This window comes from Methyloceanibacter sp. (assembly GCF_050726195.1).
In the GTDB taxonomy this organism is placed as follows: domain Bacteria; phylum Pseudomonadota; class Alphaproteobacteria; order Rhizobiales; family Methyloligellaceae; genus Methyloceanibacter.
In genome coordinates this window covers 83,864-99,168 of the sequence record NZ_JBOHJC010000008.1, presented here as the reverse complement: position 1 = coordinate 99,168, position 15,305 = coordinate 83,864, and the positions used below count along the sequence as shown (strand labels likewise).

15 protein-coding genes, 1 tRNA gene and 1 pseudogene are annotated in these 15,305 nt (G+C 62.0%); 9 read left to right on the top strand and 8 right to left on the bottom strand.

Features of this window, described 5'->3' with window-relative positions; genetic code table 11:
- Window positions 1-45: 45 nt before the first annotated feature.
- A complete protein-coding gene (locus tag ACRECX_RS07590) occupies window positions 46-324 on the bottom strand; it encodes a DUF1153 domain-containing protein (RefSeq protein WP_431558220.1) in 279 nt (92 codons plus the stop codon).
- A 355-nt stretch (window positions 325-679) separates the two neighbouring features.
- On the opposite strand from ACRECX_RS07590, the gene mnmA reads away from it, so the two are divergent.
- The 3 genes from mnmA to ACRECX_RS07575 all read left to right on the top strand — a co-directional run bounded on the left by mnmA (window position 680) and on the right by ACRECX_RS07575 (window position 2,900).
- A complete protein-coding gene (mnmA, locus tag ACRECX_RS07585; RefSeq protein WP_431558219.1) occupies window positions 680-1,888 on the top strand; it encodes a tRNA 2-thiouridine(34) synthase MnmA in 1,209 nt (402 codons plus the stop codon).
- A gap of 63 nt (window positions 1,889-1,951) precedes the next feature.
- Window positions 1,952-2,767, top strand: a complete 816-nt coding sequence (locus ACRECX_RS07580; protein WP_431558218.1) for a class I SAM-dependent methyltransferase — start codon at window positions 1,952-1,954, stop codon at window positions 2,765-2,767.
- 56 nt (window positions 2,768-2,823) lie between these two features.
- Window positions 2,824-2,900, top strand: a tRNA-Met gene (locus tag ACRECX_RS07575).
- A 242-nt stretch (window positions 2,901-3,142) separates the two neighbouring features.
- On the opposite strand, the gene ACRECX_RS07570 is transcribed toward ACRECX_RS07575, so the two are convergent.
- Window positions 3,143-4,474, bottom strand: coding sequence for a hemolysin family protein (locus tag ACRECX_RS07570; protein ID WP_431558217.1), 1,332 nt, complete (start codon window positions 4,472-4,474; stop codon window positions 3,143-3,145).
- A gap of 215 nt (window positions 4,475-4,689) precedes the next feature.
- Window positions 4,690-5,355 (bottom strand): exopolysaccharide biosynthesis protein, encoded by a 666-nt coding sequence (locus tag ACRECX_RS07565; protein ID WP_431558216.1) that lies wholly within the window; start codon window positions 5,353-5,355, stop codon window positions 4,690-4,692.
- Window positions 5,356-5,577: 222 nt separating this feature from the next.
- Here ACRECX_RS07565 and ACRECX_RS07560 point away from each other — a divergent pair, with 222 nt between their 5' ends.
- Window positions 5,578-6,354 carry a hypothetical protein gene (locus tag ACRECX_RS07560; protein ID WP_431558215.1) on the top strand — a complete coding sequence of 259 codons (777 nt, stop codon included), beginning with the start codon at window positions 5,578-5,580 and terminating at the stop codon, window positions 6,352-6,354.
- A 239-nt stretch (window positions 6,355-6,593) separates the two neighbouring features.
- Here the strand turns inward: ACRECX_RS07560 and ACRECX_RS07555 are convergent.
- Together ACRECX_RS07555 and ACRECX_RS07550 are read right to left on the bottom strand one after the other, a co-directional pair.
- Window positions 6,594-7,674, bottom strand: a pseudogene (locus ACRECX_RS07555) (IS5 family transposase).
- A 540-nt stretch (window positions 7,675-8,214) separates the two neighbouring features.
- Window positions 8,215-8,505 carry a hypothetical protein gene (locus ACRECX_RS07550; RefSeq protein WP_431558214.1) on the bottom strand — a complete coding sequence of 97 codons (291 nt, stop codon included), beginning with the start codon at window positions 8,503-8,505 and terminating at the stop codon, window positions 8,215-8,217.
- Window positions 8,506-8,960: 455 nt separating this feature from the next.
- On the opposite strand from ACRECX_RS07550, the gene ACRECX_RS07545 reads away from it, so the two are divergent.
- Window positions 8,961-9,173, top strand: coding sequence for a GlsB/YeaQ/YmgE family stress response membrane protein (locus tag ACRECX_RS07545; protein WP_431558213.1), 213 nt, complete (start codon window positions 8,961-8,963; stop codon window positions 9,171-9,173).
- 96 nt (window positions 9,174-9,269) lie between these two features.
- Window positions 9,270-9,449 (top strand): hypothetical protein, encoded by a 180-nt coding sequence (locus ACRECX_RS07540; RefSeq protein WP_431558212.1) that lies wholly within the window; start codon window positions 9,270-9,272, stop codon window positions 9,447-9,449.
- Here the strand turns inward: ACRECX_RS07540 and ACRECX_RS07535 are convergent, their stop codons facing one another.
- Window positions 9,450-9,818 carry a hypothetical protein gene (locus ACRECX_RS07535; RefSeq protein WP_431558211.1) on the bottom strand — a complete coding sequence of 123 codons (369 nt, stop codon included), beginning with the start codon at window positions 9,816-9,818 and terminating at the stop codon, window positions 9,450-9,452.
- Between the two features lie 151 nt (window positions 9,819-9,969).
- Between ACRECX_RS07535 and ACRECX_RS07530 the strand changes: the two genes are divergently transcribed.
- From ACRECX_RS07530 to ACRECX_RS07520, 3 genes are all read left to right on the top strand, one after another.
- On the top strand, window positions 9,970-10,314 hold the full coding sequence (locus tag ACRECX_RS07530; protein WP_431558210.1) for a hypothetical protein: 345 nt from the start codon (window positions 9,970-9,972) through the stop codon (window positions 10,312-10,314).
- Window positions 10,315-10,681: 367 nt separating this feature from the next.
- A complete protein-coding gene (locus ACRECX_RS07525) occupies window positions 10,682-12,409 on the top strand; it encodes a type I secretion system permease/ATPase (protein ID WP_431558209.1) in 1,728 nt (575 codons plus the stop codon).
- A gap of 172 nt (window positions 12,410-12,581) precedes the next feature.
- Window positions 12,582-13,844, top strand: a complete 1,263-nt coding sequence (locus tag ACRECX_RS07520; protein WP_431558270.1) for an HlyD family type I secretion periplasmic adaptor subunit — start codon at window positions 12,582-12,584, stop codon at window positions 13,842-13,844.
- Window positions 13,845-13,856: 12 nt separating this feature from the next.
- Here the strand turns inward: ACRECX_RS07520 and ACRECX_RS07515 are convergent, their stop codons facing one another.
- The gene (locus ACRECX_RS07515) at window positions 13,857-14,411 is read right to left on the bottom strand and encodes a BPSL1445 family SYLF domain-containing lipoprotein (protein WP_431558208.1); all 555 of its coding nucleotides are present in this window, start codon (window positions 14,409-14,411) and stop codon (window positions 13,857-13,859) included.
- Between the two features lie 78 nt (window positions 14,412-14,489).
- The gene (locus ACRECX_RS07510; protein ID WP_431558207.1) at window positions 14,490-15,269 is read right to left on the bottom strand and encodes a hypothetical protein; all 780 of its coding nucleotides are present in this window, start codon (window positions 15,267-15,269) and stop codon (window positions 14,490-14,492) included.
- Between the last annotated feature and the right edge of the window lie 36 nt (window positions 15,270-15,305).

Here is a 15,305-nt window from a genome sequence, read left to right as displayed (position 1 = left end):
GGCCAGACGCCGGGTCAGGAGGATCAGAGGTCTCGGCGAGAAGGCTTAGCTGCCGCGATAGTCCTGGATGCGGGTGGCGCGCAGGCCCGGAAGGCCATGCTTGTCGATCGACCGCTGCCAGCTCAGGAACTCATCGACGGTCAACGTATAGCGCTCGCACGCCTCTTCCAGACTGATCAAGCCGCCGCGCACCGCAGCCACGACCTCGGCCTTGCGCCGGATCACCCACCGCTTGGTATCCTTGGGCGGAAGATCGGCGACGGTCAGGGGGCTGCCGTCGGGTCCAATCACATATCTGACACGCGGCCTATAATGCTCGGTCATCGTACTCAACACCACACGCTCGATGAGCCACATCTTTGCGGAAGCTACCAAGCCGCATTTAAGAATTGCCTAAGCTGTCAGGTAAAAGAAGCGGCAAGGAAATGGCCAAAACTTGCTGAATTCCTTGGACTATCTCCGGCGCGAAGACCTGTTTGTCCGGGCCTTCCGGGCCGGGGTTGACCTTGCCTCTTAAGGCGGCGGCTCCTATGTTCGGCCCAGCAACGGCCCCTAAGAAACTGGCGCGAGCCCGGCGGGGACCGACTATACTGCGCGGCGCCAAAGGGGGCGCCCACCTTACGGGCATGTTCCCTTATCGACGTGAGCCGCTAACTCCGTGGCATCATTGAAGCCGACAATGCTTAACAGCCTGCACCTTACCGGCCGCCCGGCCGACACCAGAGTGGTCGTTGCCATGTCGGGCGGGGTGGATTCCTCCGTCGTCGCCGCACTGATGAAGGCGGAGGGCTACGACGTAGTCGGCATTACCCTGCAGCTCTACGACCACGGCCACGCCGTGGGGCGGAAGGGCGCCTGCTGTGCCGGCCAGGACATCCAAGATGCGCGCCGCGTGGCTGACGCCCTTAAGATCCCTCACTACGTGCTCGACTACGAGGCGCGTTTCGCGGAAGCCGTGATGGGCGAGTTCGCCGACAGCTATCTGCACGGCGAGACGCCGGTGCCATGCGTCGCCTGCAACCAGAAGATCAAGTTCCGCGATCTCTTGGAGACGGCGGCCGGGCTCGGCGCGGCAGCTCTGGCGACGGGCCATTATGTCAAGAGCATGCCCGGCAAGACGGGATGGGAGCTCCATCGCGCCGAGGACAAGGAGCGCGACCAGAGCTACTTCCTGTTCGCCACGACACGAAAGCAGCTCGAGTTCCTGCGCTTTCCGCTCGGCGACCTCCCCAAGGAGGAGACGCGGCGGATCGCGCGAGAGTTCGGGCTCGCCGTTGCCGAGAAGAGGGACAGCCAGGACATTTGCTTCGTGCCGACTGGGCGCTACACGCAAGTGATCGAGCGCTTGCGGCCGGGTGCCGCGGAGGCCGGCGACATCGTCCACGTGGACGGCCGCGTGCTCGGCCGACATGGCGGCATCATCAACTACACGATCGGCCAGCGGAAGGGCATCGGCGTGGCGGCGCAGGAGCCGCTCTACGTGGTGAGGCTCGACGCGGCGCGGCGCGAGGTTGTGGTCGGCCCGCGCGATTGCTTGCGGACACGCGTGGTTGCGTTGCGCGACGTGAACTGGCTTGGCGATGAGCCGTTCGAGACGGCCGCCAAGCACGGGTGCGAAGTGTTGGCACGTATTAGATCGACGGGACCGTTGCAGCCGGCGACGCTCCGGCTCGAGAACGGTCGCGCGCTGGTCGAGCTTGCTTATGGCGAAGACGGGGTGTCTCCCGGTCAGGCTTGCGTATTTTATGCCGCGACAAGCGGCGGGGAGCGGCTGCTCGGCGGCGGATGGATAACGTCCGCCGAAGGAGGAGCCTGGTTGGCCAAGGACGGCTTTGTGGCATCCGCCTCGCGCGGCGCCGCCGAAGCGGTCGTGGCCGGGTCGCGTTAGGGCCGCACCGAAGAAGCGGCCGCACAAGCCGGGGAGGTAGCGTTGTCTTCGAAAGCACCCGTGATGGACACGGAGTCCGTGCGCCATGCCTATCGCCGGTGGGCGCCGGTTTACGACTATACTTTTGGCCGCGTCGCCGAGGCGGGCCGCAAGCATGCCGTCAAGATCATCAACAGCCGCAAGGGCCGCGTGCTCGAGGTCGGCGTCGGCACCGGCCTGTCGTTGTCCTGCTATGAGGGCCATCTCGCCATTACCGGTATCGATCTTTCGCCGGAGATGCTGGAGAAGGCACGCGAGAAGGTCACGCACGGCAAGCTCGCCAATATCGAAGGCCTTCACGAGATGGATGCGAGCGCGCTCGCCTTTCCGGACGAGAGCTTCGATACCGTGGTCGCCATGTATGTGATGACCGTGGTGCCCGATCCGGACAAGGTGATGCGGGAGTTGGAGCGGGTGTGCGCGCCGGGCGGCGAGGTGATCCTCGTCAATCATTTCAGCCAGGAGGAAGGGGTGCGCGGTCTTCTCGAGCGGAAACTCGCCCCGTTCGCCGACCTCATCGGCTGGCACGCAGTGTTCGAGATGGACCGCGTCCTGGTCTGCGAGGATCTGCGCCTCGCCGAGCGCCGCGCGCTCCGGCCTTTCGGCCTCTTCACCATGCTCCGGTTCGTCAAGGAGCCTGGCTACGGCATTGCACCGCAGCGGGCGCGCGCGATGATCGCGAACCGGGGCAGGGCGCCTGTGCGAGCCCCACTCGGCGAGCCGGCGCGGGTGCGGCTCAAATGGGCGGTCGGCCGCGGCCTCGTTCACGCCCGGCGCTTGCTTGACACCAATTACTGGCGGTCCCTATATCGCCGGCTTCAGAGCCAATTGGCGGAATAGCGCCGCGCGGGGCCCGCGCCCATATATTAACGGGCGTGTGGCAGCCTCAGGCTTGGGGCGGAGTAGCTCAGCTGGTTAGAGCAGCGGAATCATAATCCGCGTGTCGGGGGTTCGAGTCCCTCCTCCGCTACCAATAAAATCAATGAGTTATGCTTCTCTCGCTCCTGGTTAGGCACTATTTAGGCACTGCCCACGGTCATTTTCAGAACATGCATTGCGACTCTAGCGACGCGTAGCTGTTCGCTTTGGAGTTAGGAGCTGACGTAGCCCGTTCTCTCGAGATCGTCACCTGCGTGCCACTAGCAGACGTTCACCCAGCCGGCGAGCCCACACCGTTTTCGACCATAACCAAGCTCAACCATAGGGGCCGGCCCGCTAGCTGCCCTCCTCGGGCTTGGGAGGAAAAGCGAGCACCTTGTCAATGCGGCGCCCATCCAGGTCGACAATTTCGAAGCGCCAGCCCTCATAGTCGAAATATTCTCCGGCCTGAGGCAGGTGCCCTAAGGCGAGAAGGGCGAAGCCGGCGACCGTGTTAAAGTCTCCCTCCGGTCGTACCTTGAAAGCCAGTCGGTCGAATGCATCTTGGGCCGACATCATGCCGTCGATCAGAAGTGATCTATCCTCGCGTTCAATAATGCCGGGCTCCTCGCCCTCAATCTCAGGCAACTCCCCGGCGATGGCTTCGAGCAAGTCGGTCTGCGTCACAATTCCTTGCAGCACGCCGTATTCATCGAGAATGGTCGCCAGTCGAACTGGGGCTTTCTTGAACTGCTCCAAAACTCTGAAGATCGGCATGGCTTCATGAATGGCGATCGGTTGGCGAACGACCAGCATGGGATCAAGAGTCTTGCCGTCGAGAACCTGATCAAGCAAATCTTTCTTCAGGATCATGCCGATCGGCTCATCGATGATCCCCTCTCCAACCAGAAGCTGCTCATGGTGACATTCGCGAATGCGCCGAAGTATCGCCTCCCGGTCAGCATCCGCGTCGATCCATTCGACGTCAACGCGCGGGGTCATGATGTCGGTGATACGGCGATTGCCAATGCTCAAGATGCGCTCGACCAGCTCCTGCTGCGCCCGTTGCAGCAATCCACCTTCCTGGCTGGCGGCAATCAAGAGCTTTAGCTCCTCCGGCGAATGCAATGCCTCCTCGGCCGTACCCGGACGCAGACCGCAGAGCCGCAGCAACAGGTTGCCCAAGCCGTTCAGGGTGACGATCGCGGGCCAGAGTAAAACTCGGAATAGCCCGAGGGGGCGGACAACCCAAAGGGCCGTGCCCTCGCTACGCTGAAGCGCCAGGCTTTTCGGGGCGAGCTCTCCAAGCACGATGTGGAGGGTCGTGATGATGATGAAAGCAATTGTGACGGCAATGACGTGAGAGCCAGCGATGGCAAACGACCCCAGCCATCCGGATAGAAGAGGTTCAATGAGATGCGCTAGAGCAGGTTCACCGATCCAACCAAGCGCGAGCGAAGAAATGGTGATGCCAAGCTGAGTCGCGGCAAGGTTGGCGTCTAGATTAGATATGGCTCTTTGGAGCGCCCTTGCGTTCGCCCTGCCTGCCGCGACCAGCTGCGCGACTCGGCTTCGGCGGACGGCGACAAGTGAAAACTCGGCAGCAACGAAGAAGCCATTGGCAGCCACAAGCACGAGAACCGACAAAATTCCCATGATGTCGGTCCAACTACCATCGCCCGTAGGCATGATCTCCTCTCAATCGCTGATAAAGGGACTGGGCTGCGCAGGATAGACCTTGCCTCGCAAATCACAACTCCGAGGCGTCTGCAGCGATCACAAGAAGAAGCCCTGGCGCTGGCCAGGGCTAATGCATGCAAGGTTTTGAAGGGAAATCGTGATTGCCAGTCTATCTCACCTCTACGTTCCGGCCAAGAGGTGTTGCACTGCTCTGTGAAACGGCCTCAAAGAGAAAGGGCGCCACCGATAACAAAGATCGCACTCTTGATGAGAGTGTAGAGCACGCCCCAAACGATCGCGACCGACAACACAGCCACAAGTGCCCCGCTCAACGCCGCCAGTCCGTCCCGCTCGAGGATTGCCAGGGCAAATAAACAAATCGCCAGGGCCGGCGGCATGTTGCCAAGCGGAATTGGCAGAAACAGGATTATCGCGAGAACGAGGCAAATGACGCCAATCACCTGTTCGAATGGGGGGCGCGTGAGAAAACTCAATCGTGGTTTCAGCAGTCTTTCCGCGCTGACCAGCCACGGTGTCACCCTGCCGATGGTGATGGCAAAGTCCTCACGTGACATCGAACGAGCCGCCATCAGCTTTGGCAGCCAGGGCCTGGGGCGGCCAAGCGCCAGCTGCGCTGCCAGGAATATGAGCGGAGCACCAAGCACAGTCGACGTCCCTGGCGGCAGCGGCAGTACGTTGGGAGCCGCGAAGATGAGCATCAGCGCGCCAAATGCGCGGTCCCTCATCACCTCGAAGAGATCGGCAATGGAGACACGCTGTCGGCTTTGATCGGCAGCCACAGCGTTCAGGATGTCGGAAAGCTTGCCACCATGCGGCCGCGCCGCGGCGGCAACAGGTAATGCTGGAGGAAAAACATCTTGTGCTGACATTGAGATCAGCACCGCCGATCGAACGTATTCAAGCGAGACTCCTTAACGAGCCAAGTAGCCGCACTGGGCTTAGGGACACAAACAGGCTGAAAAGTGGCACAACGAATCCTGTTATGCGCCGCCCCTTCTAAGCGCCGGCGCCGGTGTTGCGACAGAACCGTGACAGTCACACGGTAAGAGCCTATCCTCGTGCCTTCACGGGAACTCTTTGCGGGCATTCCGATGAGCACGACCAACGCTGCCATTTCGCTTGAACGCCCCAGTCTGACCAGAGACTGGTCGCTAAGGTCTTGGTCTCTCTACGTGCTCCTGCCAGTGCTGATATTCGCGGTCGTTCTGGCAGCGAGATACGCGGGCGGCGAGGTCACCTATTGGGTCTTGGAATCGCCGGTTGGGGTTCGGGAAAGCCTAACGGGAGCGCTCGCCTTCGTGGCTGGCATTGTCAGTCTCGTGGCTTTCTTTCAGCCCTCCATTCGTCACAATTGGAAGGTGAGGACGTGGTTGCTGCTATTCTTCATCGGCATGATCTATTTCGTCGGCGAGGACCTGAATTGGGGCCAATATTATTTCGGCTGGGTCGCGCCTGAGTTCTTCCAGGCACACAATCGCGAGCACGAAACCAACCTGCATAACATGAGCCCGTGGTTTAATCAGAAGCCCCGTCTCGTCGTGGAGCTATGGCTTTTGATTACGTGTATCGCGGTGCCAGTCGGCTGGCGTCTGCCGCAGCGGCTTACCGCGAAATTCCTGCCTGCAACGTTCTGGCCGGATGCGCGGCTCGTGCTCATCGCGGGCATGGCGCTGCTGATCAAGGTGCCGGACTGGCTTGCAGGGCACAGTATTGGTCCAGCGATTCGCTGGAGCGAGGTGCAGGAACTCTATTTCGCCTATGCTTGGCTGCTCTACGCGTTCTTGCTGCTTGCCCGCTGTGGACCGCCAAGCAAAGGATCCTCCCCTGGAGGAACCATTTTTCCGAGCAGATCGGGAGTGTGGGGATAAACCGTAACTGTCGTGGCTGCCTTGTCCGATGAGCGGAGGCAGCCTGCGAGGCTTGGAAGGGGTCTCTTTTGCGTACATCGAAGATGGCGACCTGCAACTGAGCTGGACACCTCGATTTACCCTCTCTGAGGGCGTCGGAGTATGGGCTAAGGGAATATTGAAGCTCGCTGCGGGACGTTGGCCTGCAGCCGTTTGATTGAGGAGGCAGGGCCCCGGTTTCTCTCACCCGCTTTACCGCTTTATGTCACCGCCGCAGTTCTCTCCAACCAAATGAAGCGCTTCATGTTGTAGACGAGGTTGGCGAGCCCGATCTTGAGTCTGGCGCGAGCGGGGTCAATGGTTCGGATGAAGAGGCCCATTCTGTCCTTTTGCTCGGCGAAGACGTGCTCGATGCGGGCACGCACGGCAGACTTGCGACCATTGGCGCGACGGATCGGCGTCGGCATCGGGCGACCGGCGGGCTTCTTGCGATGGACCTGGCTGGTGAAGCCGTTGCGCGCCAGGAAAGCCTCGTTCTTCCTCGAGCGGTAGGCGGTGTCGGCCCACACGGCGTGAACCGGTATTGGTCTTGTCGAGAAGTCCCTGGCGCAGCATGCGGCCCTCATAGGCGGCCGCGTCGGTCACCGCCCATTTGCGGATCAGCCCATGGCGGCGATCGGCGGAGATGTGGTTCTGGTAGCCGAAGGTCGGAATGGCGATGTCGACCGGCATCGTCCCGTCGATGCGGGGCTTGGCTTTGGAGAACTTCACCGTCCAGCGTGCATCACGGTCCTTCTGGCGCAACCTGGCCGGATTGTTGCTCCACTCCGGCGGAATGCGGCCAGCCTTGATCTCCGCCTTCTCGGCATCGGTATTGCGCTGCTTCGGCGCGGCGACGAGGCTCGCATCCACGATCTGACCCGCCATGGCAATATAGCCGGCCGCGCGCACCGCTTGATCGAAGCGGTCGAACAGCGTCTCGATCGTCCCGGCGCGGGTCAGCCGTTCGCGGAACAGCCAGATGGTCTTGGCGTCCGGAACTCGCTCGCCGAGCGACAGCCCGAGGAAGCGCATGAACGAAAGCCGGTCGTTGATCAGAAACTCGGTGCGCTCGTCAGACAGATTGTTCTGCGCCTGGATCACCAGGATCTTGAACATCATCACCGCATCGTAGGGAGGCCGGCCACCCTTTACCCCATCCGCATAGGCCAGCGCCGCTTCCAGCGATGAGCGGAAAATCTCGAAATCTACCGTCGCCGCATAGGCCTCAAGCTGATCACCCAGATCACTCAATCGCTGAAGCCGTTCATCAACGTCGAAAAAACCAGCCTGTCCCGCCATCGCGAATCACCCTCCGCCCGTCCACAGGCGCAACTGAATCAGATCAAGATGGAGCAGGCGAGGGTTTTCGAGGCGTCCAGCTGGCATCACTTTGACGTACAAGCACTCTGAAAGTGGCGGCAATGAGCGCTACAGAGCCGATCCGAAACTGGGCCTCGACGAGCCCGAGCACAAGCCCAGTAGGGTTGAACCGGCCGGAGCGATTCTCGCGGGCCAGACCCGCAGCGAGCGCCAGTGCGACCAAACGCTGCTATTGCGGCTGCTGCGGCGCCGTGGCTGGCGGTGTAGCCGTGGGCTCCTCTGTGGGAGTCGAGGCTGGTAGCAAATACCAGGCTATGATCAGCGCAACGACAATCGCGGCGGCGATGATGAGCACTCTGTTCGTGTCCATAGCTTTCCCCCTCTTCGAATCACATCCCTGCTTCTCGGCCAAGAATACCCTCGCCGCACGCCCCGAAACAAGCCAGACCAATGAGGGGACCTATGGCGCCGCTATAAGCACTTCGCGAACCCGCTTTTTGACGCGTTAGATCGCCCTCGTCAGATGAAGGTCATGACGGCACCCCAAACGACCACGGCTATTTTGGCTAAGCCCGCCCACATGGGCGGCCCTGAATATCTGTTCGCGCTGCGAACCACGCCGACCACAGCAGTCAATATGTAGGGGATAGGGATGAGAAAGAGGCCAATACCAACCGCATCGGGTAGGCCGGCGGCGACGGCTGCAATAGCGGCGGCGGTGGCCACAATGTTTACGATCGTGCCGTAGACGACAGCATATTCCCAAAATGCTTGGCTGAGCGGGATCTCACCGCTCCACAGTGCCACCAACTGCGTCAGGACGCTCCATTTGGGATTTTTGTGAGGGGCTCCCGGCAAGCTTTGTCACTCAATATCTCATTACTGTCAGGAGCTCTCGCCTCTGTGAGTTTTAGCCTTACGGCCCTAGGTCGGCTTCGTCGTGATCCGGTTTGCCAAGAGAAGCTTGATCCAAACAACAAATCGCTTGAAAACCAGCCAGCTAAATTGTCAATTAATCAGTAACTTAAGCAGGCGGCGTCATCATAATCCGCGTGTCGGGGGTTCGAGTCCCTCCTCCGCTACCATTATCCTGTCCCTCTAGACCGCACTGCCCGGCCGAAAATGCGCGATCTTCCAGCCTCCCGCGTACACCGGTCGCGATTGTAGTATTATCCCCTGCCTGATGGCTTTGGGGAGGGACGTGCCATGACACTTTCGTTGAGCCAGATTGTTGTGTGGCTGCCGGATCTCTGGCGGGATTGTTGGTGACCGCCAAGTGGGAGGGTCTTGGCCGCTGGACCAGCCTTGGTGTCGGCTTGGTCGGCGCCTTAATCGGAGGCGCGATCTTCGGGGCCTTCAACATCGCCCCGGGGCTTGAGACGATTTCAGTGTCGCTCAGGGATGTTCTCGCGGCCTTTGTCGGCTCGCTGATCTTCCTCGCGATCCTGTGGTTCATCCGGACACGCCGGGCCGGCTAGAGCCCGGACGCGCGATAGTGGAAGGGCGCGTGGGTGCTGTTTCAAATTTTGGCCGCGTTTCGTTGTGATTCTCTTCCAATAAGGAAGCCACTGCGCATGAAGAGAATCGCCTCAGCCGCCCTGGTTTGTCTCCTCGCACTCTCCGCTGCGGGCTGCGCCGTCGAGCTGCCGAAGTCGGCCCTGTCCGGCTTCCGGCTCGCGCCCGCGGACGAGGCCGGTAAGAGCGATGCGGCCGCCCCGCGCCGGGACGCGCGGCAGCCCGCGGCTACCGACTAGCTAGTTGCCGCAGACCTTGGCGCCGGACGTGCAGACATAGGGCACCCGCACACCCGACCAGCACGTCGTGTAGGTCTTCGCTGTGACAAAGGTGCCGTAGATCACGCTCTCGGGCACGACGGGGCGCACCTTCTTCCAGAACGGATCGGGCTCGACCTTTTGCGGGCTCATGGCGAAGCGGCGCCAGCCCTTGGTCCGCCGAAGCTCGCTTGCGCTCTTCGCCGCAAGCGCCCGCGACATGAGCAGCGCCTCTCCCTTGGTGTCGGCGCTATGGGTCGCCGAAATGATCTCGCAATCGGCCATGGCGGGCTGGTGCGCGAAGACCGCAAATGCCACTATACCCAGCGCCATGATCTTTGCAGCGCGCATACGCCCCCCGGTGGGGAACCTTGAGATCGCAGGGGTTCTTGTTGTGCCAGTCCGGTCAGGCGCTGGCAACCCGGCGGGGTAGCTTGCGATGCGGGGGCGGGGGTGGGTTTCGGTTTGCGCGGTTCTTGTCATCGGCGGATGCGGAGTCGGGATGCAACGCGCGGCCGAGCGCGCCGCCCCGGACCTCGCCTTCCAGGGTCCGATCCGTCCCACGAGCCTGACCTCTGCCCAGGTGAAGCAGGTCCAGAGCAGCGTGGCCAAGAGCCTCAAGGATCCTGCATCCGCGAAGTTCGGCGACAGTTACAAAGCCGGCATCGGTCCGGATCGCGAGACGCTGGTCTGCGGCTTCGTCAACGGCAAGAGGTTCGTGGGGATGTTCGCCAAGCCGCAACGGGGTGCTACGGAGTTCCTGCCCATCAGGGTCGCCACCACCGAGGAGGAGCAGGGCGCGGTCAGAGACTATTGCCGGGCCAACGGCATCTATGTCCCGCAGTGATCATCGATCAGGGAGCTTCCGGGGGGCCTCTTTGCCTTCAGCGACGCCATCTTTGTTGTGAGAGACTTGATCCTCGAGCCTCCCGACCACATTTAGCCGATCAAAGATGCCGGGCTTCCAGGTAAATGCATGGGCCTCGTCTTGGTACGGTAGAATTCGTCAAGAAATCCGCGCTAAGATTTCCCTTTCCTAAACGTGGCCATGACTATAAATTGGCTTGAAATCAGGATTTTACCGGCCAGACTTTGCTGGGCTGCCTTCTCGACGGTGGCGGGCCGCAAAGTATCGCGCCTTTCTGGACTCGCACTATGATCTATGGATCTGAGGATACGGTCGTAGTGCACAACAGGGAGCCTGCGCGCACAAGATGAGCCAAGCCTCAAATCGCGGCATGGCCGGCGAAGCGCGGTCCGAGCTGGCCACGGCCCTGGCCCGCTGCCGCAGCGCCTTTGTCAGCGTCGGCGTGTTCAGCGCCTTCATTAACGTGCTGATGCTCACCGGCCCGTTGTTCATGCTGCAAATCTACGACCGGGTCCTGCCGAGCCGCAGCATTCCGACTCTAATCGGCTTCCTCGTGTTGACCGCGGCCCTCTATCTCTTTCAGGCGTTGCTAGAAGGCATTCGCGCCCGCGTGCTGGTACGCATCGGCGCCTCCCTGGACGAGGCCTTGTCCACGCGCGTCTATTCGCTGGTGTCGCGGCTGCCCCTCCTGTCGCGCGGTCATGGCGACGGCATGCAGCCGGTGCGCGATCTCGATCAGATCCGTTCGTTCCTTTCGGGCAACGGGCCGGCCGCTCTGTTCGATCTGCCTTGGATCCCCTTCTATCTCGGCATTTGTTTCCTGTTTGACCCGCTAATCGGCGTCGCCGCGATCATCGGCGGGGTAATTCTGTTCATCGTCACGCTGTCGGCCGAGTTTATGACGCGGGCGCCGACCAAGACGGCGTCCGAGCTCGGCTCCAAGCGCAACGCCTTGCTCGAGGCGAGCCGGCGGAACGCCGAGGTCGTTCACGCCATGGGAATGGGCGGGCGGCTCGCCGAGCGCTGGACCTCGACCAATACCCACTACATGCAAAACAATCGCCGCGCGTCGGACGTTGCCGGCGGCCTCGGCACCTTGTCCCGCGGCGTGCGCCTTCTCCTGCAATCGATCGTGCTTGGCATCGGCGCCTATCTTGTGATCATGCAGGACGCAACCCCGGGCATCATTATTGCGAGTTCAATTCTCGTGTCGCGCGCCCTCGCGCCGGTCGAACTCGCCATCGCCAACTGGAAGAGCTTCGTGGCGGCGCGGCAAGCGCGCACCCGCCTGACTGAGACGCTCGAGCTCATTCCGCCGACCGGCACGCCGCTCGAACGCCCGAAGCCCCAGCAGGCGCTTGTCGTCGATCATGCCACAGCGGTGCCACCTGGCGATCGCCGTATCGTGCTCCAAGAGGTGGCGTTCACCTTGAAGGCGGGGAATGCGCTCGGTGTGATCGGGCCGAGCGCGTCCGGCAAGTCATCCCTGGCGCGCATGCTGGTCGGCGTCTGGCAGCCCGTGCGGGGCAGGATCTGCCTCGACGGCGCGAGCCTCGATCAGTGGTCGTCGGAAATCCTTGGCCGGCATATCGGCTATCTGCCGCAGAGCGTGGAACTGTTCGACGGGACAGTGGCCGAGAATATTTCCCGCTTCGAGCACAATCCCGATCCGGATGCGATCCTGAGGGCAGCGAAGGCGGCCGGCGTGCACGACTTGATCCTCGACCTGTCCGAGGGCTACGAGACGCAGATCGGCGAGGGCGGGGTGACCTTGTCGGCCGGGCAGCGCCAGCGCGTCGCGCTCGCACGGGCGCTTTATGGCGAGCCGTTCCTCGTGGTGCTCGACGAACCGAATTCCAACCTTGACGAGGAAGGCGACCGGGCATTGGCCGGCGCCATCATGAGCGTGCGCAATCGGGGCGGTATCGTCGTGGTCATCGCGCATAGGCCGAGCGCGCTTGCCGCCGCCGATCTCGTGGTCGTGCTGATGAATGGGCGGCAGCAGCGGTTCGGCCCGAAGGAAGAAGTGCTGCGCGGACTGGTACGCCCTGCGCCGGTCAAGGCAGCCGAATAAGAAGGAAAGTCATCCCATGTCTGATAAAAAGCTCATCACCGGCAAGAAGTCCGTTGCGACCAAGAGCACCGAGCCCGTCGGCAAGTGGTTTGGTCTCGATCTCAGTCGCTTCATCAAGGGACCCGGCGCCGGCGAGCCGGCCGGGGCCGCACATCCGTCCCTCAGGCGTCACATGCTGGTCGGTTTCGCCGTCGCGGCGCTTCTTGCGGGCGGCATCGGTACCTGGGCGGCGACGACGACGATTTCCGGAGCGGTCATCGCGTCCGGCCTGCTCGTGGTCGAGTCTAGCGTCAAGAAGGTTCAGCACCCAACGGGAGGGGTCGTCGGCGAGCTTCTGGTGCGAGAGGGCGACCACGTCAAGGAAGGCGACGTGCTCTTGAGGCTCGATGCCACCCAGACTCAGGCCAATCTCGGGATCGTCCTCAAATCGATCGATGAGCTGATGGCGCGCGAAGTGCGCCTCGAGGCGGAGAAGGTCGGCGCCGACACGCTGGTATTTCCCGAAGAGTTGCTGTCACGCAAGGACGATCCGGTCGTAGCCAAGCTGCTCGCTGGAGAGGAGAAGCTATTCGAACTGCGGCGAAGCGCGCGGGAAGGTCAGAAGGCGCAGCTTCGCGAGCGCATCCTACAGCTGCACAAGGAAATCGAGGGCCTCACCCAGCAATCCGAGGCGAAGGAGAACGAAATCAAGCTTCTCGAAAAGGAGCTCGAGGGTGTGCGGGAGCTATGGGAAAAGAATCTCGTGCAAATCACCAGGCTGACCGCGCTCGAGCGTGATGCGGCCCGCCTAACCGGGGAACGCGGGCAGCTTATCGCGGCGATCGCCCAAGCCAAGGGCAAGATCGCCGAGGTAGAGCTTCAGATTATCCAGGTCGACGGGGACATGCGCAGCGAAGTGGCGCAGGAAATTTCCGAAGACCGGGCCAAGCTCTCCGAGCTCAGCGAGCGGAAGGTGGCGGCTGAGGATATGCTAAAGCGTATCGATATCCGCTCGCCGCAAAATGGCATCGTGCATAAGCTCGAAGTCCATACGATCGGCGGCGTCGTATCGCCGGGCGAGCCCATCATGCTCATCGTGCCCGAGGCGGACCGGTTGATGGTCGAGGCGCGGGTCTCACCCACCGATATCGACCAGCTTCGGCCGGGCCAGCACGCCATGTTGCATTTCTCGGCGTTCAGCTCGCAAACGACGCCGGAAATTCCCGGCACGGTAAGCCGCATTGGCGCCGATCTCTCTAAGGACGAGCAAAGCGGCGCTCAATTCTACACGGTTCGCGTGGCCATCGACGAAGCGGAGTTGCCCAAGCTTGGCGATCTGAAGCTCGTGCCCGGCATGCCCGTCGAAGTCTTCATGGAGACCAAGCCGCGCACCGTGATCACCTTCCTGATGAAGCCCCTGTACGATCAGATCGCGCGGACGTTCCGGGAAGTATAGGCGTCGCCCGCTTCAGCGCTCGATGCGGCTGATCTTCGATCCCTCGAGGGTCAAATTGTACATCAGTCCCGCCTGATCGAGGATGAAGCCGATGACCGGCTGAGTCGCCTTGTCGGTGTCGATGGAGCCGCCGACCCCCAGGGTGATGATTGCCACGGAGCCGTCGACGCCGACCTTCCAGCCAGCCCGGCGGTAGAAGGCATCGAGGGCCTCCTGGGTCATGAACATGATGATGACCGACCGTTCCTGCACACCAAGCTGGAAGCCGAACGAGGCGGATATCAGGTTGTAGTATCCGGCGATTTGTTTGTGCGTCAGCAGGATGCCTTCGCCATACTCTCCGCCGATGCCGATGCCGGCCTTCACGACCGAGGGAAAGACGAGGATCCCGGCCGCCTTTTGAGCGAGCTCGCGCGCCCCGCCGAACTGGCGCACAAAGCTTTGCAAAGTTTCGTTGGCATCCCTGTTGATCTCCTCCGCCGAGGCGGCATGCCCCGCTGATGGGCCGGCAACGATCCCGCCGACGGCGATGAAGGCGACGATAAGGGGTGCAAATAGGACTTTCATGGGCGCAACGCTCCCTCCTTCCTGATGGGCCACCTTAGGTCGGCATTATGGCAGACCGGGGCCCGCCCGCGGCGAAAGTCACCGGGCCGTACCGGTCAGAAAGATGAAGCCGGAATAGCCGCTGCGGATTTCGCGCTCGACGATTCCGATCTTCTCAGCCTTGATGCCGCTCGCATGGGCGGCAAAGACGGTCTCGATCGAGTCCGGCGACAGGCTGAGGACTGGAAAGGACCGCTCCGCCACGACGTAACCCGCGGAGCGCACGAGAAAAGCCGCGATCAGAGCGCCGCCTTGCTTTACGCAGCGGGCAAAGGTTGCGCAAGCTGCCTCAAACTCATCCGGCCGCTCGGTGATCGACTCCGCGCAGAAGAACATGGTGGCGGCGTCCCATCGGCGCGCCGGGAGATCGAAGATCGAGCCCTGCCGGATCGTTGCCTTGGCCTGCAAGGCAGGGATCGGGTCCTCGGGCAGATCCCAATCTGGACCATAGGCGGTGCGGGTGACGGCCCAGAAATGCCGCCATTGCGGGCGCATATCCGCGCGGACCAGGTCTGCCTTGAGCCAGTCGACGTTGCTCTGCGCATATTCCCACGCCGTGATCCGCGCAGCGCGCGGCAACGCGCAGAAAAGCGGGATGAGGTTGGGGCCGGTGCCCACGTCGACGATATCGAGTTCGGCGCCGGCGGGAGGCGCGCCCTTTATCGTCTCCACGGCACAGCGAATGACGCGGTCGTCATCCGGATGCGGCTCGCCATAGTAATGCTGAAAATAGGCCTCGGAATCGAACGCCGCCCATTGGTAGTCGGCGTTGCCCGAGGGCGGGCGCGCGGAAGATTGCTGCGTCTTATCTGCGGGCACGGCGGCACCTCGCCAAGTCGTGGTCTTAGGTTTTTG